We start from the raw sequence: 18,758 nt of genomic DNA, 5'->3' as shown, positions 1-18,758 counted from the left end.
AGCATCACCGGTCACAATTTCGAAAGGCTCAAAGAGTACTCGAAATTGACCGATGATGCAACAAGAACGTTAATTACTCAGCAGCTGCTTCAACAACTTCAACTAAAGTCCATGACTTAGTTTTAGACATTGGGCGGCTTTCTTTAATGGTTACAACGTCGCCAACTTTAGCTGTGTTGTTCTCATCATGAGCATGTAATTTTGTTGAACGGCGGATTGATTTGCCATACAACGGGTGTTGAACACGGCGTTCGATAAGAACAACGATAGATTTTTCCATCTTGTCGCTTACTACTTTGCCTGTTAACGTGCGGACTGTATTTTCACTCATTGTCCGTTCCCCTGTTTTTCGGTAAGGAGGGTCTTGATACGAGCAATAGTCTTGCGAGTCAATTGCACTTCGTGCGATTTACCCAATTGACCAGTTGCTTTCGCCATACGAAGACGGAATTGGTTTAGCTGTTGCTCATCAAGCAAAGCTGTCAACTCTTCTACCGACTTTTCACGTAGATCTTTAGTTTTCATTACATTACCGTCCGAGTCACGATAGTGGTTTTAAACGGAAGTTTAGCAGCAGCAAGCGTGAATGCTTCGCGAGCTAGGTCTTCGTTAACACCATCAATTTCGTACAAGACTTTACCTGGTTTGATTTGGCAAACCCAGTATTCCACAGAACCTTTACCTTTACCCATACGCACTTCAAGTGGTTTAGAAGTAATTGGCTTGTCCGGGAATACACGGATAAAGATTTTACCACCACGTTTAATACGACGGCTAATTGTACGACGCGCTGCTTCAATTTGACGTGCAGTCATTTGACCACGTTCAATTGATTTAAGTGCGATAGTACCAAAAGATACTGAGCTACCGCGGTGAGCTAGACCAGTGTTACGGCCTTTTTGCACCTTACGGAATTTAGTACGTTTAGGTTGCAACATGGATTATTCTCCTTTTTCAGCAGAACGATCATTGCGACGACCACGACGCTCTTGACCTTCACCACGACCGCGACCGCGTTTAGCTGGACGTTCTTCAGCTGGAGCTGGGTTCATGACTTGTTTCATGCCACCCAAGATCTCACCACGGAAGATCCAAACTTTAACACCAATCGTACCGTAAGTAGTCTCAGCACGCATAGTCGCGTAGTCGATATCTGCACGAAGAGTATGTAGAGGTACACGACCTTCACGATACCATTCAGTACGAGCAATCTCAGCACCACCTAAACGGCCTGAAACTTCTACTTTGATACCTTTCGCACCAGCACGCATAGTGTTTTGAACCGCACGCTTCATAGCACGACGGAACATTACACGTTTTTCCAGTTGAGAAGCGATAGCTTCAGCAACTAGACGCGCGTCTAAGTCTGGACGATCAATTTCGTTGATACTTACTTGCGCAGGAACACCCATAATAGATGTTAATTCGCGTTGTAATTTCTCAATGTCTTCGCCTTTTTTACCGATTACGATACCAGGACGAGCAGTGCTAATAGTTACTTTAGCAGCGCCTGTTGGACGTTCGATAAGAATATTGCTGATCATTGCATTCTTAAGTTTTTTAGTTAAAAACTCACGAACTTGCAAATCTTTAAGCAAGTATTCAGCGTATTGTTTCGGACTCGCATACCAGTTAGCGTTATGACGTTTCACAACACCTAGGCGGATACCGATTGGATGAACCTTCTGACCCATATCAAACCCCTACCTTAACGGTGATGTGACAAGTACGCTTAGTAATACGATCTGCACGGCCTTTAGCACGTGGCATAATACGTTTCAGGCTCATGCCTTCATCAACGTAGATCGTAGAAACTTTAAGGTCGTCTACATCTAAACTGTTATTATGTTCAGCGTTTGCAATTGCAGATTCCAACGCTTTCTTAACCAATACTGCAGCTTTTTTGTTGCTGAAGTTTAAGATGTTAAGAGCGTGCGCAACAGATTTGCCGCGGATAAGATCTGCAACCAAACGAGCTTTTTGTGCCGAGATAGCGGCACCGCGTAATTTAGCAGTTACTTCCATCATAGCACCTATTAACGTTTAGATTTCTTGTCAACACCGTGACCACGGTAGGTACGAGTCGGTGCAAATTCACCAAGCTTGTGTCCAACCATATGTTCAGAGATGATCACTGGAACATGGTTACGGCCATTGTGTACAGAAATTGTTAAACCAACAAAATCCGGGAGGATCATCGAACGACGCGACCAAGTTTTGATCGGCTTACGGTTATTAGCCGCGATAGCCGCTTCAACCTTAGCGAACAAGTGCGCATCGACGAATGGGCCTTTTTTCAGAGAACGAGGCATTGTCAGATTCCTTTACTTGTTACTTAACGCGACGGTCGCGAATAATCATCTTAGTCGTACGCTTGTTGGTACGTGTTTTGTACCCTTTAGCTTTTTGACCCCATGGGCTTACAGGTTGAATACCTTTGTTACGCCCTTCACCACCACCGTGTGGGTGATCAACTGGGTTCATCGCCATACCACGAACGGTAGGACGAACACCACGCCAGCGTGATGCACCAGCTTTACCAAGTGAGCGAAGGTTGCTTTCTGAGTTAGATACTTCACCTAACACAGCGCGGCATTCAACATGAATTTTACGCATCTCGCCTGAACGAAGACGAACGATAGCGTAAGAACCGTCACGACCCAACAACTGAACAGAAGTACCAGCTGAACGAGCTAACTGCGCGCCTTTACCGATTTTAAGTTCGATGTTGTGAAGAGTAGAACCGATAGGCATGTTACGAAGTGGCAAGCAGTTACCTGGACGGATTGGAGCATCGTTACCAGATTGAACTGAATCACCAGCGCGTAAACCTTTAGGCGCGATGATGTAGCGACGTTCACCGTCAGCATACTTCAACAACGCAATGTGCGCAGTACGGTTTGGATCGTATTCAATACGCTCAACTACAGCTGGGATGCCGTCTTTGTTACGTTTGAAGTCGATTAAACGGTAGTGTTGTTTGTGACCGCCACCAACGTGACGAGTCGTAATGTGACCGTTGTTATTACGGCCGCCAGTACGTTTTTTAGCTTCAACTAGTGGAGCATAAGGCGCGCCTTTGTGAAGGTGATCATGAACCACTTTCTCTACAAAGCGACGTCCTGGAGACGTTGGCTTACATTTTTGAATAGGCATAGTTTTCGTCCTTATTCCGCTGCGCTTTCAGCGGCATCGCCCAAGTCAGCCATTTCAACATCTTGGCCAGCTTTCAGGGTGACGTATGCTTTTTTAACATCAGAACGACGTCCTAATGTTTTACCAAAGCGTTTAGTTTTACCTTTAGTGATCGTAGTGTTAACTTTAACAACTTCTACACCAAACAATTGTTCAACTGCTTTTTTGATTTCAAGTTTGTTTGCATCGAGTGCAACTTTGAATACTTGAACACCAGCAGTTTCACCTAAAACTTGTGCTTTTTCTGAGAAAACAGGTCCTTGAAGGACTTGATATAAACGTTCGTTGTTCATCCGAGTTCTACCTCAATTTTCTTAGCAGCAGCTACAGACATAACAACTTTATCGAACGCGATCAAGCTAACAGGATCGATTGCAGTCGCATCAACCACATCAACGTGTGGAAGGTTACGAGCAGCTAGATACAAGTTCTCATCAACAGCATCAGTAACGATCAATGCACGAGTAGCATTCAAGTCGTTAAGTTTTGCAAGCAATTCTTTAGTTTTTGGAGCTGCAACAGCAAACTCTTCAACTAGAACTAAGCGATCTTGACGAACAAGTTCAGCCAGGATGCATTGCATAGCACCGCGGTACATTTTACGGTTTACTTTTTGAGACCAGTCTTGTGGACGAGCAGCAAAAGTTTTACCACCGCCAACCCAGATTGGGCTACGAATAGAACCAGCACGAGCGCGGCCAGTACCTTTTTGACGGAATGGTTTTTTACCACCGCCAGAAACGTCTGCACGTGATTTCTGAGCTTTAGAACCTTGACGACCACCAGCTAAGTAAGCTGTAACAACTTGGTGTACAAGAGCTTCATTAAATTCACGACCGAACGCAACTTCTGATAATTCAACAGCAGAGCCGGAAACAGTATTTAAATTCACGTTATTTCCCCTCAGGCCTTGATCGTAGGACGAACAGTTACGTCGCCACCAGTAGCGCCAGGAATCGCACCTTTAACTACTAGAACTGAACGTTCTGCGTCGATAGATACAATTTCAAGACCCTGTACAGTTACGCGTTCAGCACCTAAATGGCCAGCCATTTTTTTGCCTTTGAACACGCGACCAGGAGTCTGGTTTTGACCTGTAGAACCTAGAACACGGTGAGAAACAGAGTTACCGTGAGTAGCGTCTTGAGTACGGAAGTTCCAACGCTTAACACCACCTTGGAAACCTTTACCTTTAGACTGACCAGTTACGTCAACAATTTGACCCACTGTGAACAGATCTACACCGATAGTAGCGCCAACTTCACGACCTTCAAGCTCAGCTTCTGAAACGCGGAATTCTTGAACCAGACGACCAGCAGCAACACCAGCTTTCGCGAAGTGACCTTTCTGAGCGTTAGTTACGCGAGATTCGCGACGTTCACCAGTAGTGATTTGAATCGCTTGATAACCATCAGTTTCAAGCGTTTTGATTTGAGTGATGCGGTTAGGATCAACCTCAATCACTGTAACAGGCACAGAAACACCAGCATCTGTAAAGATACGTGTCATACCGCACTTGCGACCGACTAAACCAATAGCCATGTGCATAAACCTCTAAAAAAGCGGCCTAATTAACTTAGAGCGTTAATTAACCCGAAAGCCTTAACCCAATGCGATCTGAACATCAACACCAGCTGCAAGATCTAACTTCATCAATGCATCTACAGTTTTGTCTGTAGGTTGAACGATGTCGATCAAACGTTTGTAAGTGCGGATCTCGTATTGGTCACGCGCATCTTTGTTAACGTGTGGTGATGTTAAAACGTTAAAACGTTCAATGCGTGTAGGCATTGGAATTGGACCACAAACTTGTGCGCCAGTACGTTTTGCTGTTTCTACGATTTCTTGAGCTGATTGATCAATAAGACGGTGATCAAAAGACTTAAGACGGATACGAATTCTCTGGTTAGACATACCAGTTAACTCCAAGCCAAATATATAAAGAATCACTCTTGACGCATCTCACCCCACTATTTTAAGGCAAGTGTCAAGAGCAGTGAAATATCACTAAGGTCGTGATCGATGCCACGACTGTAACGATAGTTAACTACTTTCTTCGCAGTTAACCCCCTTCCTCTCGAAGGGTCGCTTATTATAGCCATTGTTTATTGCATAAGCAAATCCCTTTTACGGTTTTTCTTGCTGTATTTCAATTTATTCGGGAAATCAATTGTTTATTTTTTACTCACTAGGCTGTTTTTTCCAAAACATACTGAATAGCTTGATTTAGTATTTGATTTCCTTGGATAAAATTATTTTTGGTTGTTCTTTTCAGTTGTTGTATGTCCTGTACATATTTTCCAGAAAATTGTGAAATTTCTTCTTCATTTTCCAAAAACAGCTTTAAAGTTTCCGGGGTGATTTCCGGATGAAACTGGAACCCCAAGACATTCTTGCCGAGTTGATACATCTGATTACGACAGGCTTCATTTTCTGCCAGATGAATCGCTCCTTTAGGCAGTTCAAAGGTTTCACTATGCCACTGCATAATTTCAAACTGTTCAGGTAAAATAAAACAATCCTCGGGTACATGCGCGACTTTGCGTACCGTGGTCCAGCCTAACTCCTGCTCCTGGTTACGGCTGACGGCCGCACCCAAGGCATTGGCAATCAGCTGCCCACCTAAACATAGGCCAATCGCCGGTTTGCCTTGAGAAAGATAACGGCGTAACCAGCGTTTTTCGATCTTGAGCCATGGATAATTTGCCTCATCATTGACACTCATGGTGCCTCCCATGATGATCAGCAAATCAACTTCATCGACTGATGGCAAAGCTTCAATATCCAGTGGACGATCGACGGGTAAAGCAAAGAATTCAGTCGCAGTAATTTGCGCCTGATGCTGCTTTAAAAAATCAATACAACTACCAAAACCCTCGCCAGCAATATGCTGAAAATAATGTACTTTTAACTGCGACTTCATGCGCCTAAACCTTTTGTTGTAGCTCTCTGATTTTAGGTTTTGCAAAAATGAAGCCAACTTTTTAGCAATGTCATTTTTTTCAACATTTCACAACATAACTGGCAGCAATAATGAGATTCTCTTAAGCTAAAGCAATATTTGATTACATTTAAGAGCATTCACGTGAAAAAAAATCCTCAAACAGCGCTGATTCATGCACCACGAAAGGCCCCGCAATATATTTCCAGTATTCAACCTCCCCTGTTTCGTGCATCCACCATCATCTTTAACAATACTGATGCCCTATTTAATCGCCACTGGACTGATGACTATGACTATAGCTATGGCACGCATGGTACACCGACGACATTTACCTTAGGCGATAGCATAGCCCAGATCGAAGGCGGTCAATATTGCTTGCTGGCACCGAGTGGTTTATCCGCGATTAATCTCGTGAATTCTTGTTTTTTAAGCCAAGGCGATGAAGTGTGGGTTGCAGATAATATCTATGGTCCAAACATGGAACATTTACGTAATTTGGAAAACCGCTATGGTATTCAGGTCAAAGTCTATAATGCGATAGATGCGGATACTTTTCAGCCCTCGGAAAAAGCCAAACTACTTTGGCTTGAAGCGGCGGGTTCCGTGACTTTAGAATTTCCCGATTTAAGTCGCTTGGTCAAGAAAGCTCAAGCTAACAACATTCTCACTGCGCTGGATAATACCTGGGGTGCAGGTCTTGCCTTTAATGCTTTTGATTTCGGCAATGAACACTTAAGTGTCGATATGACCGTGCATGCCCTGACTAAATATCCAAGTGGTGGCGGTGATATCCTGATGGGTTCAGTGGTTACCCGCGATAAAGAATTACATCACAAATTGTTCCGTGCCCATGCCATTCAGGGTATTTCAGTATCAGGTGATGATGTCGCTCAGGTACAACGAAGTCTGGCATCGATGCAACTCCGATATGAACATCAATCACAAAGCTGCTTAACTTTATTAGACTGGCTCAAACAGCAACCAGAATTTGTTCAGGTCTTACATCCGGCTGATACTGACAATGCTGGCCATAAAAACTGGAAAGAAATTTGCAAGCAAGGACACAGTGCCGGACTGGTCAGCGTGATTTTTGACAATAACTACAAGTTGCAAGATATTCGCAATTTCTGTGACAGCTTAAAACTGTTTAAGCTTGGCTTTAGCTGGGGTGGTCCTGTCAGTCTGGTCATGCTATATAACTTAAAAGAAATGCGTGTGCTTGAACATTCACATTTGAAGGAGGGTTTTCTGGTTCGTTTCTGTATTGGTCTGGAACATCCGGAAGATCTAATTGAAGATATTCAGCATGCACTACAAGAAATGAAAAAACTTAAAAATGAATAAATAACAACAGGAAAATTTATGGGTACACCAATCATTATTGCAAAAAAAACCAGTGATACTACGCAAGATATTGTACTGCACTCACAGCTTGCCAACCGTCACGGACTGATTGCCGGCGCGACCGGAACCGGCAAAACGGTAACCTTGAAAGTTTTGGCAGAAAACTTTTCTCACATTGGTGTACCCGTGTTCCTTGCCGATGCCAAAGGCGATGTTTCCAGCCTGGCCAAGCCAGGCGAAAGTAATCCTAAGTTTGATGAACGTATTAAAAGTCTGAATATTGATTCGATTCCTTTTGAAGCTTCGCCGGTCGTATTCTGGGATCTGTTTGGTGAACAAGGCCATCCGGTCCGTACTACGATTTCTGAAATTGGGCCACTCTTGCTTGCCCGCATCCTGAACCTGAATGACACGCAAGAAGGCGTTCTCTCGGCAGTCTTCCGAATTGCCGACGATCAGGGCTTGTTACTGATCGATTTTAAAGACCTGAAAGCCATGCTGAGTTATGTCAGCGAACATGCTGCAGACTTTAAAGCGGAATATGGCAATCTCTCCCCCGCCAGCCTCGGTGCGATTCAACGCAATTTATTGGCGCTTGCAGATCAAGGCGGGGATAAATTCTTTGGCGAGCCAGCACTCGACCTGATGGATTTCCTGCAAACGGATAGCCAAGGCCGCGGCAATATCAATTTGCTGGCTGCCGACAAGCTGATGAATACACCGAAGTTGTACGCCACTTTCCTGCTATGGATGCTGTCAGAGTTATTTGAACAGTTACCAGAAGTGGGTGATCTGGACAAACCGAAACTGGTGTTCTTCTTTGATGAAGCCCACCTATTCTTTGATAATGCCAGCCCCGCCCTGCAGGAAAAGATTGAACAGGTCGTGCGTCTGATCCGCTCCAAAGGTGTGGGGATTTATTTTGTCACCCAGAATCCACTCGACTTACCTGAAAGCGTATTAGGACAACTCGGCAACCGTATTCAGCATGCCTTACGCGCTTTCACACCTAAAGACCAGAAGGCAGTCAAAACGGCAGCAGATACCTTCCGTGCCAATCCAGAATTTAAAGTGCAGGAAGCGATTACTGAACTTGCTGTGGGTGAAGCGCTGATTAGCTGTCTGGATGAAAAAGGGACTCCACAGATTGTGGAACGTGGCTGGATCATGCCCCCACATTCTTCTTTTAGCTCAATTACACTAGAAGAACGTAAGGCACTGATGCAACAAAGCATTGTCGCTGGTATTTATGAGCAGGAAGTTGACCGTGACAGTGCACATGAGATGCTGCAGCAAAAAGTACTGGAACGTCAGCAGCAGATTCAAGCCGCGGAACTTGCCAAGCAGCAAGCCAAGGAACAGGAACGTTTGGCACGTGAACAGCAAAAAGAAGCTGAACGTGCAGTCAAGCAACGTGAAAAACTCACACAGGATATTGTAGGTACCTTTGCCAAAAGTGCAGCACGTAGTCTAGGTGGTAGTACCGGACAGAAAATTGTGCGTGGTCTATTAGGTTCCCTCTTCGGGCGCAAATAACCTTCCTTTCTCCGATCGAAAACATCATTTTTATGGGATATTTTTATATCCCATAATTTTTTTATGGTTTTATGCTTTTACTATATTGTAAAAGCACTTTATAAGATGTATTTTAAATACATCTTATAAATAACAGCCATGAGAGATCAGCTATGACTCCACAGCAAATTGACCTTGTAAAAGCCACTGTTCCTGTACTTCGTGAAAATGGGGTTGCCCTGACCGGTTATTTCTATAACCGCATGCTAGGCAATAATCCTGATTTGAAAGAAACCTTTAACATGGGACATCAACGCAGTGGAGCTCAAGCACAAGCCTTGGCAGGTGCGGTTCTGGCTTATGCTGAAAATATCGAAGATCCATCTGTGCTGTTACCCGTGGTTGAGCTGATCGCACACAAGCACGTGAGCTTAAACATTAAGGCACCGGACTACGGTATTGTTGGGGAAAACCTTTTACATTCGATCAGTGAAGTGCTGAACATTTCGATGGATGATCCACTGATTGATGCTTGGGCTGCAGCGTACGGTCAACTGGCGGATCTGTTCATTGCCACTGAAAAAGCGATCTATGATCAGCATGAACAGACTAAAGGCAGCTGGTTAGGCTGGCGCAACTTCAAGATTGCCAAGAAAGTCGTGGAAAGTGACGAAATCACTTCTTTCTACCTGGCTCCAGTCGACGGCGGTCCATTACCAAAATATGAAGCCGGCCAATACATTTCAGTACGTGTATTTGTACCTGAGCTGAACCTGAGACAGCCACGCCAATACACCCTGTCAACTTGCCCACAAGCGGATTACCTGCGTATTTCCGTGAAACGTGAAGATCAGAAAGGCGACATGGTTCCAGGCTGGGTATCGAATACTTTACATAGCCTTCCAGAAGGTTCAGAAATTGAAGTCTCTGCACCAACAGGTAACTTCTACCTGATCGATCCGAACAAACGTAATGTGTTTATCAGTGGCGGTGTAGGCCTGACTCCAATGGTGGCCATGCTAAACCAGCTGGTGACTCTGGACATGCCACAACCTGTGACTTTCATCCATGCCTGCCGTAGCAAACAGGTTCATGCGATGAAACAGCATATTCATGACCTGAAAGCCAAATATCCACGTTTAAGCACAATGACTGCTTATGAATTCCCGCACCCAAGCGATAAACTGGGCGAGGATTATGATGTTGCCGGTCGACTGGACTTAAGCACTGTAGATAGCGCATTATTACCAGCCAATGCAGACTACTATCTCTGTGGCCCAATGCCATTTATGGCTGAACAGCAAAAGGCGCTTGTCGCTCGCGGAATTCCTGCTGAGAACATTCATAGCGAAGCCTTTGGCACAGGTGGTGTACGCCACTAACTGCTTCTTCAGCTTAAAATAAAAACAGAGGGTTAGTCTGGTATGCTAGACTAACCCTAATTTTTTTCATCAAAAACATCAGTATTATCATGCAACTGAATAAATTTACTGACTATGCGCTGCGCATACTGATGTATGTTGCACAACCCCGCGATCTGCCTTATACGATTGCCGAGCTGGCGGAGCGCTTACAGATTTCACAGAACCATGCCATGAAAATTGCCTACTTTATGGCGAAACAGGACTGGCTCATTACCTCTCGCGGTAAAGGCGGTGGAATCCGTCTTAATCCGGCTGCCCTGAAAGTTCAGCTAGGACAGATTGTGCGTATTCTGCAACGTGACAACCAGATTGTGGAATGTAATGATCCACCCTGTGTATTACGTACCAATTGCGGATTAAAAGGCATTCTGGATCAGGCTGTGGAGCAGTTCTACACCAGTCTGGATCAATATATTCTGGGTGATGTCGTTGAACCGACCAAGGAACATTTTAGTATCCAGTCACCAATTAGCCTGATCAATCTCTAATACCCTTATTCTATTGGGCAATTCTAAAGTTCGCTTGCCCGCCCGACTTCCTTTATAATAGCTTCTTGTATAATTAGTCATTGAAGTTGAGCCATGCATCACAGCAGAGGAAAGTCGAAAAACAGTAAGGCATCAAATGCCCCAAAGCAAAAGATCAGCTATGAAAAAAAGGTCGATCCAGCCATTACTGAATATTCGGTACAAGCCCTCAACTGGTTACGCAAAGCTGAGTTCCTGATGAGTGCACCCAAGCTCAGCTTGTGTGTAGAAGATACCGGTTATGAGGTGGCTTTTGCTGGCCGTTCCAATGCGGGTAAATCGAGTGCCATCAATGCCCTGACCAATCAGAAACAGTTGGCCCGTGCGTCCAAAAAACCAGGCCGTACCCAGATGATCAACTTCTTTAGCCTTGGCAATCCGGATCAGCGTCTGGTCGATTTACCGGGTTATGGCTATGCAGCGGTCCCAGAAGCCATGAAAATTGTCTGGCAGAAAGAACTGGAAAACTATCTGATTCACCGCAAGAGCCTGCAAGGTCTGGTGTTGCTGATGGATATCCGTCATCCGCTACAACACTTTGATGTGATGATGCTGGAATGGGCGTATTCACGTAAATTATTCGTACATGTGCTGCTGACCAAAGCCGACAAGCTGAACCGTGGCCCTGCTTCGAAAGCGCTACAAGAAGTGAAAGCCAAACTGAAAAAGATGAAGCTGGATTTCTCGATTCAACTGTTTTCTTCTCTAAACAAGCAAGGTCTGGAAGAACTGGCCAGTGTGATGGGCGGGCGTTTGAACTTCACTTTGAATCAAGCACCTGAATTTGATCTGGACAGCATTCCTGAAGCTTCAATGCATGATTTAAACGAAGCTGATGAACCAATTGAATTATTAGAAGATGAAGATGAGACCAACAGCGCTCATGAAGTCAGTGCCAGTGAACTGAATGATCTGGACGCGCCTGTGGAAGTCGATCCAACAAAGATTGTCGAACAGGATCCACAAAAATAAGCCGAATGTGTTTCATCGGATAAAAGAATGTCCCGTATTGCCTGCTGCAATTCGGGATATTTTTTTCATACTGTCTTGATCAAGCAGTGATGGATTCACACCATGTCTTTACTTTCGCGCTTCAAAACAACAAGAATTGGCTCTTCCATTTCCTATTTTATCCAGCCTCGCAAAGTCAGCTTTGAATGGCAAGACACTCCAGTCGACTGGATTCCTGATCAGCCCTTTGCCAGTTACTTCGTCAATGAAATTAACAATATTCTGCCCGCGGGTGAATTCTGGTTCTGCCGTTTATATAACAAAGTCCTCCCCCAGATCACTGACGAAAAATTAAAGCATGATGTGCAGGCATTTATCCGTCAGGAAGCCATGCATGCCCAAGCGCATAATTCGGCCAATAAAGAATATTTATCTGAACGTCAGATTGATATCCAGCGCAATCTGCACATCATGCATTTCCTATTTAACAAGCTGCTCGCCGATCAGCCATTCGGTCTCAAAATTCCTAAAATCTTAGAACACCAATGGGATCTGTTCCGTCTCGGTATTATTGCAACAGTAGAACATATGACCTGTGTCCTGGGTAAATACGCACTCTACAATACTGAATGGGAACGTCTGGGTGCTGATCCGAATATGCTGGATCTGGTGAAATGGCATGGTGCTGAAGAAATCGAGCATCGTAGTGTGGCTTTTGATTTATATCGTCACCTGGGCGGCGGCTATATTGCCCGTTATTATCTAAGTGTGGTGGTCATTATTGGTGTAATTGGCCTTTGGGTGGATGGTGCTGCACATCTGTTATCGCAGGATTCACGTTTCAAGCAGTATAAGCCAGCCGTATATAAACCCTGGATCTGGAAAGAATGGTTGCGTATTTCCCAGTCAGATAACCGCCTTCTGCCTAACCCGCTGTGGTTAGTATCCCAACAGCTCGGTTATTTAATGCCTTGGTATGATCCGGTGCATGAAGGCAGTACCGATGATGCGCTGCATTATCTCAACCATTCACAGGCAGCCAAACGCGCTACTCTCAAAGTCGCTTAAGCTTGCCTGTTATTACAATTTCTAACAGCAGGGATCGCTTCCCTGCTTTTTATTTATCCTAAGATAGAAATATAACAATCATAATCAGGAGGGACTTATGCAAGCACGGATTTCTGTGATTACCCTCGGTGTGCTCGATCTGGAAGCTTCATTACGCTTTTACCGTGATGGACTGGGTTTTCCCAGTGAAGGAATTATGGGTGAAGAGTTTGAATATGGCGCGGTGGCTTTTATTCAATTACAACCTGGTCTTAAGCTTGCCTTATGGCCACAGCGTAGTATCCAGCAAGATACCGGTCTGGAGCCAAGCCCAATCTGTCCGACGCAAATGACTCTGGGGCATAATGTCTATAATCCCTTAGAAGTCGACCAGGCAATGGCACAGGCTGAACGTGCCGGCGCTAAAATTATTAAACCTGCACACACGACTTTTTATGGCGGATATGCAGGTTATTTTCAGGATCCCAATGGTCATCTCTGGGAAATTGTCTGGAATCCGGACTTAGATAAAGCTGAATTAGACAAAGATTAAACCGGCACTTCAGGCTCGCGGGTATGTCGATCTACCACCACACTAATCATCATATCGCCCTGCACGTTTACTACTGTACGTACGGTATCCAGCAGACGGTCAATCGGAAGTAGAATCGCAATCGCTTCAGCAGGTAAACCCACTGATTGCAGTACCATGATCATGGTGACCATGCCGGCGCTTGGAATGCCCGGTGCACCTAATGACGCAATCATTGCCGTGGCACAAACCACCAGCTGCTGACCTAAGGTTAAATCCAGCCCCATCAGATTGGCAATAAACAAAGCTGCTGCAGCTTCATAAAGTGCCGTTCCATCCATATTCAGCTGCGTGCCAAGAGGAATCACAAAACCGGCTGTTTGCGGACGTACGCCCAGGTTCTCCTGCGCGCATTTTAAAGAAATCGGCATGGTTGCCGAACTGGAGCTGGTGGCAAAGGCAGTAATTAATGCACTACGGGTGCCTTTAAAAAAGGTCAGCGGATTCATTTTTCCGAAGATCCATAGCAATAACGGCAACACCACTATTCCGTGGAAAATCGTAGTGCCTGTCACCACTGCCGCAAACTCGGCCAGACGGCTCAGCACTGAAATATCTTCAGTGGCAATTAACTTGGCGAGTAATGCAAAAATCCCAATCGGTGCCAGTTTCATGATCCAGCCAATCATCAACATCATGATGTCAAAAAACTGGTGACTCAGCTTACGCACAGTACGGAAGCTGTCTCCACCTGCGACCAGCGCCACACCGATAAACAGAGCAAAAATCACAACGGCCAAAACATTGCCATCAGCAAAGGCCTTAAAGGGATTGATCAGGGTATTCTGAATAAAATTAGTAAAGAAAGACGACGGCGTTAAAGTATCAGGAGTCTGATGCTGAGCCATAGCATCCTGAAACATCACCACATCCACACCTCTCCCCACATTAAACAGATGCGCACAGGTTAGCCCTAAAATCAGTGCCAATGAGGTGGTGGTCACACAGCACAGCAAAGTAATTTTCCAGGTTCGACTCAGCTGCCCCCCCGCCTGCAGATTAGAGACCCCAACCACAATTGAGGTAAAAATCAGGGGAATCAAAATCATTTTCAGCAGGCCAATAAAAAGGCTGCTGGCAATTCCAATCCCGTACAGGCCGACATCAAAAAATGTGCTTTGCGGAAATAAAGTCAGTAAAAATCCAAACAGTACCCCCAATACGGCGGCAATTAAAATCTGCGTATTTAAGCTCATTTCACATGCATTTTTAATATTGATCTTAAGGGCACTATGCCATGCAAGTGCTGGAGAATCGAGTAATTTTTTATAAAGAGCCGTGCTTAAAAATGTATAAAGCCGGATCTGGGATCCGGCTTTATTTAAATTAAAAGTATGCTTTACTGGGTTTCAATTTCACGTAAACGGATCAGGCCTTCTTGTGTGGTACTGCAGACCAGCTCACCATTTTGCCACATGCGGCCAAAGTTCAGACCACGTGAACTGGCACTTTGAGTAGCATCCATGTCGTATAACATCCATTCATCTACCCGGAATGGTTTATGGAAATACATGGCATGATCAATACTGGCACATTGCAAGCTTGGAGACAGATAACTTAAACCATGCGGACGCAGCGCTGTGGTCATTAGGGTAAAGTCCGAATAGAAAGCAGCAATCGCCTGATGCAAGGAAATTTCATCCACTTCTGTAGCGATCTTTCCATGAGTACGGATATAGTGCGCATAATTTGGCGCTTCCGGTTGCGGCTGGAATGGATTCACTGGCATTACAGGGCGAATTTCGACATGACGGTCACGCATGAAAGAAGCACGCACATTTTCCGGAATAAATTCAATAATCTGCCGGGTGAGCTCTGCTTCATTTTTCAGGCTTTCTGCTGGTGGATACTCAGGTTCTGAAATCTGATAGTTCAGACCTTCTTCCTGATGCGCAAAGGAAACCATACACATGAAGATAGTACGGCCATGCTGAATGGCACGAACCTGACGGCTGACGAAACTTTTGCCATCACGGATACGGTCCACTTCATAAATGATCGGTGCATTGACATCGCCACCAAACAGGAAATAGGCATGCAATGAATGTGCAGGACGATCTGTGGTATAAGACGCAGCACGCAGGGCCTGTCCCAGAACCTGCCCACCAAATACGCGCTTGCCTACCAGATTACGGCTAATTCCCCGGAAAATATTTTCTTCTAACTTTTCTAAACTGAGCAGCTCGACCAGTTCCTGTGTTAAGGCATTCATAAGCAACCTGTGTGATATTGGCAAGATCCAGAAGTGTAGAAATAAATCTATACAATTTATTCTGAATATTCTGCCATAAAATCCAAGCAATCTTCTAAAGATTGATTGACTGTTCTGTCAACTGATCTTGCAACTTACTAGGAAAAACATCTGCTTTCGCGCTAAAATTGAACCACTTCGATTGAATTTGTCAGAAAATGACATATTGTTTGTTTTTATAATCAATCAAAATAAATTCCCTCAGAAATTCTGTAGTTTTGGTCAGTAAAATTAGGAGTAACTATGTCCAAGAGTGGCTTTGGTCAAATGTATCGCAAGCTTTCAAGTAAGCTACTTGATCTTGTGGTCACCCCGCATGTTCTTGGGGAAGTACCAAGTGAAGTGACAACTCCTACTGCTGACCAAACTCCGGCAGCACAGCAGAAAATCGTCTGCTATATCTTGCAGAATCATTCACGCAGTAATGCATTGGTGGTCGATGCGGAAACTCGCCGTTTAAACATGCCGCCCGCGCTTGACCCTCTACAGATTGGTGACAGCAAGGAAAAGGCTTCGGTGCTGTTCCTGCAGCATCATGATGAGAATAATCTGCTTAGCTCACCACCACATGCTTTTCCTCCACGCCTGTTACGCCTGATTGAAGTCCTAGAAAAAAATCCCGAACTGGATGTGGAACTGGTACCGGTGACTGTACTTTGGGGCCGTGATCCTGAAAAAGAAGATTCTTGGTTCAAGCTTTTATTTACCGATACTTGGTCTACGCCAAGCCGGGTCAAACAGCTGGTCAATATCGGTCTGCATGGTCGCCAGTCTTATCTGGAGTTTCATGAGCCACAATCTTTGCGCGCCCTCATGGAATTTGCCAAAGAAACTTATCCAAATTCAGCGCCAGCGACCTATATTGTCAGCCGTCTGAATGACTATTTGGATGCACAGCGTGAAGTGATCCTCGGCCCTGACCTGTCAGATCGCCGTAATGTGATGCATGGCCTGATTAAATCTCCGGATGTACAGGCGGCTATTCGTAATGAAAGCATCCGCAGCAAAATCAGTATGCTGGAAGCAGAACGTCGTGCGATTGGCTATCTGAATGAAATTGTATCGGACTACTCTCACTCTACCGTACGTTTCGCCGATAAAGCCCTGACCCGTTTATGGACCCAGCTCTATGACGGCGTGGAAGTACATAATTTCAGTACCGTGCGTGAACTGGCCAAAGATTATGAAATTGTCTATACGCCATGTCACCGCAGTCATATCGACTATTTATTATTGTCTTATGTGATTTATCGTCGTGGTCTGATGGTGCCTTATATTGCGGCAGGCGATAACCTGAACATGCCATTTGTGGGTCAGATCTTACGGGGTGGTGGTGCTTTCTTTATCCGTCGTACCTTCCGCGGTAATGCACTCTATACCACCGTATTTAAAGAATATCTGTATAGCGTGCTGTCGCGTAATACTCCACTGGAATACTTTATCGAAGGTGGCCGTTCACGTACTGGTCGTCTGCTGCCACCAAAAACCGGCATGCTGGCGATGACCGTACATGGTCATTTACGTGGCAAAGCTAAGCCAATTGTCTTTGTTCCGACTTATATCGGCTATGAACGCCTGATGGAAGGTGGTACTTATGTCGGTGAGATGAATGGCAAGCCGAAAGAAGCAGAATCTATTTTTGGCATCCTGAAAACCTTGCGCAAAATTGAACGTATTTTTGGCAAGGTCCATCTGAATTTCGGTGAACCGGTATTTCTGGATGACATCCTGAAACAGCATGGTGCAGAACATATCAAAATTGAAAAGAATGATGATCCGATTCCGCAGCCAGTATCCGATGCAGTCAACAGTTCTGCCCAAGCCATTCTGGAAAATATCAACCGTGCAGTCGTGGTGAATCCGGTTTCACTGCTGTCACTTATTTTATTGGCAACACCGAAACATACGCTGGACGAAGAAATCTGTATCAAGCAGCTGGATACCTACCGTAATCTGCTGGTGGCTTTACCTTATGATGAGCGTATGCAAATTACCTCACTTTCAGGTAAAGAGATTATTGCCTATGCAATGAAGCTCAAGCTGATTAAACGGGTGAAACACGTTCTGGGCGATATCATTGCCATTGAAGATAATCAGGCCGTATTGCTGACTTATTTCCGTAATAACATCGTGCATAGCTTTGTATTGCCGTCCCTGATTGCGGCACTGGTAGAACACAATGGCATGATTCGCCGTGAAGATGCGATCAACGCTAGCAGTACACTCTATCCATTCCTGAAAGCTGAGCTATTCCTGAAATGGAAAGAAGACGAAATTCAGCAACATGTTGATGCTTATATCGATGCTTTACTTACAACCAATCTGATCAGTGCAGATGGTGAAAATCTGGTAGCGCCAGCACCGAATACTGAAGCGCATCACCAGCTTGAAGTTCTGGCTGCTCCAGTGACCCAAAGTCTGGAACGTTACTATATGACACTGGCTTTGATCACTCAGCGTGGGCCAGGCAATATTTCAACCCGTCAGGTAGAAGAACTGAGTCATCTGGTGGGGCAACGTCTTTCTGTACTGTATGAATTCAACTCACCAGAATTCTTTGACAAAGCCTTATTCCAAAGCTTTATTAAGGTTCTGACGCAAAAAGGCTATATTTGTACCAACGAAGACAATGCCATTGTCTATGATGAGCAGCTGACCAATGTTGCGCAGTATGCAGATCTGGTACTGGATGAAGTGAAGCTGCAAATGCTGCATCACATCACCTCCTTTACCGATGAAGAGTTGAAAGAAGCACTAGAAGCGGTTGCGGCTGAACAAGCCAAGAAACGTGCGAAACGCAAGAAAAAGTAAAGTTTACTTAAAGAAAAAGAGAGGTTTTGGCCATTGCTGTCCCACAATTTTTCACAAGAGGAAGCTCATTTGAGCTTCCTCTTGTTTTATGGGTATTTTATCGGATGAAAATAAAGCTTTTAAAGTTCTTCTTTCAAACAAATTCACTTGAATTATT

General features: G+C 44.8%; 21 protein-coding genes and 1 pseudogene. 8 read left to right on the top strand and 14 right to left on the bottom strand.

The genetic code is table 11. The features are described from left to right. Positions 1-73 precede the first annotated feature (73 nt). The 12 genes and pseudogenes from rpsQ to ACEWB7_RS11250 all read right to left on the bottom strand — a co-directional run bounded on the left by rpsQ (position 74) and on the right by ACEWB7_RS11250 (position 6,118). Entirely contained in the window at positions 74-331 is a 258-nt protein-coding gene (gene rpsQ, locus ACEWB7_RS11305) for a 30S ribosomal protein S17 (protein WP_004786913.1), read from the bottom strand. Then, positions 328-525 (bottom strand): 50S ribosomal protein L29, encoded by a 198-nt coding sequence (gene rpmC, locus ACEWB7_RS11300; protein WP_004786915.1) that lies wholly within the window; start codon positions 523-525, stop codon positions 328-330. Before rpmC ends, rpsQ begins: the two co-directional genes overlap by 4 nt. Continuing rightward, a complete protein-coding gene (rplP, locus tag ACEWB7_RS11295; protein WP_004786917.1) occupies positions 525-938 on the bottom strand; it encodes a 50S ribosomal protein L16 in 414 nt (137 codons plus the stop codon). Before rplP ends, rpmC begins: the two co-directional genes overlap by 1 nt. Then, positions 878-1,694: pseudogene (rpsC, locus tag ACEWB7_RS11290) on the bottom strand (30S ribosomal protein S3). The gene rplP and the pseudogene rpsC overlap by 61 nt, the downstream one beginning before the upstream one ends. A 1-nt stretch (position 1,695) precedes the next feature. Then, a complete protein-coding gene (gene rplV, locus ACEWB7_RS11285; protein WP_001982638.1) occupies positions 1,696-2,025 on the bottom strand; it encodes a 50S ribosomal protein L22 in 330 nt (109 codons plus the stop codon). An 11-nt stretch (positions 2,026-2,036) separates the two neighbouring features. After that, positions 2,037-2,312: a 30S ribosomal protein S19 gene (gene rpsS, locus ACEWB7_RS11280; RefSeq protein ID WP_004673001.1), complete on the bottom strand. Its 276-nt coding sequence runs from the start codon at positions 2,310-2,312 to the stop codon at positions 2,037-2,039. A 19-nt stretch (positions 2,313-2,331) separates the two neighbouring features. Continuing rightward, a complete protein-coding gene (gene rplB / locus ACEWB7_RS11275) occupies positions 2,332-3,156 on the bottom strand; it encodes a 50S ribosomal protein L2 (RefSeq protein ID WP_005233738.1) in 825 nt (274 codons plus the stop codon). An 11-nt stretch (positions 3,157-3,167) separates the two neighbouring features. Continuing rightward, positions 3,168-3,488 (bottom strand): 50S ribosomal protein L23, encoded by a 321-nt coding sequence (rplW, locus tag ACEWB7_RS11270; protein ID WP_004786923.1) that lies wholly within the window; start codon positions 3,486-3,488, stop codon positions 3,168-3,170. Continuing rightward, positions 3,485-4,087, bottom strand: a complete 603-nt coding sequence (gene rplD, locus ACEWB7_RS11265) for a 50S ribosomal protein L4 (RefSeq protein ID WP_004786925.1) — start codon at positions 4,085-4,087, stop codon at positions 3,485-3,487. The genes rplW and rplD overlap by 4 nt, the downstream gene beginning before the upstream one ends. A gap of 11 nt (positions 4,088-4,098) precedes the next feature. Further along, the gene (gene rplC, locus ACEWB7_RS11260) at positions 4,099-4,737 is read right to left on the bottom strand and encodes a 50S ribosomal protein L3 (protein WP_005233737.1); all 639 of its coding nucleotides are present in this window, start codon (positions 4,735-4,737) and stop codon (positions 4,099-4,101) included. Between the two features lie 60 nt (positions 4,738-4,797). Further along, complete coding sequence (rpsJ, locus tag ACEWB7_RS11255) at positions 4,798-5,109, bottom strand: 30S ribosomal protein S10 (protein WP_000070912.1); 312 nt, start codon at positions 5,107-5,109, stop codon at positions 4,798-4,800. 274 nt (positions 5,110-5,383) lie between these two features. Further along, complete coding sequence (locus ACEWB7_RS11250; RefSeq protein ID WP_004786930.1) at positions 5,384-6,118, bottom strand: type 1 glutamine amidotransferase; 735 nt, start codon at positions 6,116-6,118, stop codon at positions 5,384-5,386. Positions 6,119-6,280: 162 nt separating this feature from the next. On the opposite strand from ACEWB7_RS11250, the gene ACEWB7_RS11245 reads away from it, so the two are divergent. From ACEWB7_RS11245 to ACEWB7_RS11215, 7 genes are all read left to right on the top strand, one after another. Then, a complete protein-coding gene (locus ACEWB7_RS11245) occupies positions 6,281-7,483 on the top strand; it encodes a PLP-dependent transferase (protein ID WP_262738423.1) in 1,203 nt (400 codons plus the stop codon). Between the two features lie 18 nt (positions 7,484-7,501). Beyond that, positions 7,502-9,019 (top strand): DUF853 domain-containing protein, encoded by a 1,518-nt coding sequence (locus ACEWB7_RS11240; RefSeq protein ID WP_262738424.1) that lies wholly within the window; start codon positions 7,502-7,504, stop codon positions 9,017-9,019. Positions 9,020-9,171: 152 nt separating this feature from the next. Next, positions 9,172-10,380 (top strand): NO-inducible flavohemoprotein, encoded by a 1,209-nt coding sequence (gene hmpA, locus ACEWB7_RS11235; RefSeq protein WP_004786935.1) that lies wholly within the window; start codon positions 9,172-9,174, stop codon positions 10,378-10,380. Between the two features lie 89 nt (positions 10,381-10,469). Continuing rightward, positions 10,470-10,910, top strand: coding sequence for an RrF2 family transcriptional regulator (locus ACEWB7_RS11230; protein ID WP_004786937.1), 441 nt, complete (start codon positions 10,470-10,472; stop codon positions 10,908-10,910). A 93-nt stretch (positions 10,911-11,003) separates the two neighbouring features. After that, positions 11,004-11,921: a ribosome biogenesis GTP-binding protein YihA/YsxC gene (yihA, locus tag ACEWB7_RS11225; RefSeq protein ID WP_125278969.1), complete on the top strand. Its 918-nt coding sequence runs from the start codon at positions 11,004-11,006 to the stop codon at positions 11,919-11,921. Positions 11,922-12,023: 102 nt separating this feature from the next. After that, entirely contained in the window at positions 12,024-12,968 is a 945-nt protein-coding gene (locus ACEWB7_RS11220; protein WP_411580773.1) for a metal-dependent hydrolase, read from the top strand. A 97-nt stretch (positions 12,969-13,065) separates the two neighbouring features. After that, positions 13,066-13,500 carry a VOC family protein gene (locus ACEWB7_RS11215; protein ID WP_262738427.1) on the top strand — a complete coding sequence of 145 codons (435 nt, stop codon included), beginning with the start codon at positions 13,066-13,068 and terminating at the stop codon, positions 13,498-13,500. On the opposite strand, the gene ACEWB7_RS11210 is transcribed toward ACEWB7_RS11215, so the two are convergent. After that, the gene (locus tag ACEWB7_RS11210) at positions 13,497-14,735 is read right to left on the bottom strand and encodes a dicarboxylate/amino acid:cation symporter (RefSeq protein ID WP_004786945.1); all 1,239 of its coding nucleotides are present in this window, start codon (positions 14,733-14,735) and stop codon (positions 13,497-13,499) included. The two genes, ACEWB7_RS11215 and ACEWB7_RS11210, sit on opposite strands and share 4 nt — an antisense overlap. A gap of 143 nt (positions 14,736-14,878) precedes the next feature. Next, the gene (locus ACEWB7_RS11205; protein ID WP_166135531.1) at positions 14,879-15,751 is read right to left on the bottom strand and encodes an acyl-CoA thioesterase; all 873 of its coding nucleotides are present in this window, start codon (positions 15,749-15,751) and stop codon (positions 14,879-14,881) included. A gap of 282 nt (positions 15,752-16,033) precedes the next feature. On the opposite strand from ACEWB7_RS11205, the gene plsB reads away from it, so the two are divergent. After that, positions 16,034-18,601 (top strand): glycerol-3-phosphate 1-O-acyltransferase PlsB, encoded by a 2,568-nt coding sequence (gene plsB / locus ACEWB7_RS11200; protein WP_262738429.1) that lies wholly within the window; start codon positions 16,034-16,036, stop codon positions 18,599-18,601. Positions 18,602-18,758 lie beyond the last annotated feature (157 nt).

The sequence above is a fragment of the Acinetobacter sp. NIOH-H-8 genome, assembly GCF_046635365.1.
In the GTDB taxonomy this organism is placed as follows: domain Bacteria; phylum Pseudomonadota; class Gammaproteobacteria; order Pseudomonadales; family Moraxellaceae; genus Acinetobacter.
Note: the sequence above shows the minus strand (reverse complement) of the source record. Positions and strands in the feature narration are given on the sequence as shown.

Coding starts and splice junctions, on each gene's coding strand:
- rpsQ (WP_004786913.1), bottom strand. CDS start 331: ATGAGTGAAAATACAGTCCGCACGTTAACAGGCAAAGTAGTAAGCGAC.
- rpmC (WP_004786915.1), bottom strand. CDS start 525: ATGAAAACTAAAGATCTACGTGAAAAGTCGGTAGAAGAGTTGACAGCT.
- rplP (WP_004786917.1), bottom strand. CDS start 938: ATGTTGCAACCTAAACGTACTAAATTCCGTAAGGTGCAAAAAGGCCGT.
- rplV (WP_001982638.1), bottom strand. CDS start 2,025: ATGGAAGTAACTGCTAAATTACGCGGTGCCGCTATCTCGGCACAAAAA.
- rpsS (WP_004673001.1), bottom strand. CDS start 2,312: ATGCCTCGTTCTCTGAAAAAAGGCCCATTCGTCGATGCGCACTTGTTC.
- rplB (WP_005233738.1), bottom strand. CDS start 3,156: ATGCCTATTCAAAAATGTAAGCCAACGTCTCCAGGACGTCGCTTTGTA.
- rplW (WP_004786923.1), bottom strand. CDS start 3,488: ATGAACAACGAACGTTTATATCAAGTCCTTCAAGGACCTGTTTTCTCA.
- rplC (WP_005233737.1), bottom strand. CDS start 4,737: ATGGCTATTGGTTTAGTCGGTCGCAAGTGCGGTATGACACGTATCTTT.
- rpsJ (WP_000070912.1), bottom strand. CDS start 5,109: ATGTCTAACCAGAGAATTCGTATCCGTCTTAAGTCTTTTGATCACCGT.
- ACEWB7_RS11250 (WP_004786930.1), bottom strand. CDS start 6,118: ATGAAGTCGCAGTTAAAAGTACATTATTTTCAGCATATTGCTGGCGAG.
- ACEWB7_RS11240 (WP_262738424.1), top strand. CDS start 7,502: ATGGGTACACCAATCATTATTGCAAAAAAAACCAGTGATACTACGCAA.
- hmpA (WP_004786935.1), top strand. CDS start 9,172: ATGACTCCACAGCAAATTGACCTTGTAAAAGCCACTGTTCCTGTACTT.
- ACEWB7_RS11230 (WP_004786937.1), top strand. CDS start 10,470: ATGCAACTGAATAAATTTACTGACTATGCGCTGCGCATACTGATGTAT.
- yihA (WP_125278969.1), top strand. CDS start 11,004: ATGCATCACAGCAGAGGAAAGTCGAAAAACAGTAAGGCATCAAATGCC.
- ACEWB7_RS11220 (WP_411580773.1), top strand. CDS start 12,024: ATGTCTTTACTTTCGCGCTTCAAAACAACAAGAATTGGCTCTTCCATT.
- ACEWB7_RS11215 (WP_262738427.1), top strand. CDS start 13,066: ATGCAAGCACGGATTTCTGTGATTACCCTCGGTGTGCTCGATCTGGAA.
- ACEWB7_RS11210 (WP_004786945.1), bottom strand. CDS start 14,735: ATGAGCTTAAATACGCAGATTTTAATTGCCGCCGTATTGGGGGTACTG.
- ACEWB7_RS11205 (WP_166135531.1), bottom strand. CDS start 15,751: ATGAATGCCTTAACACAGGAACTGGTCGAGCTGCTCAGTTTAGAAAAG.
- plsB (WP_262738429.1), top strand. CDS start 16,034: ATGTCCAAGAGTGGCTTTGGTCAAATGTATCGCAAGCTTTCAAGTAAG.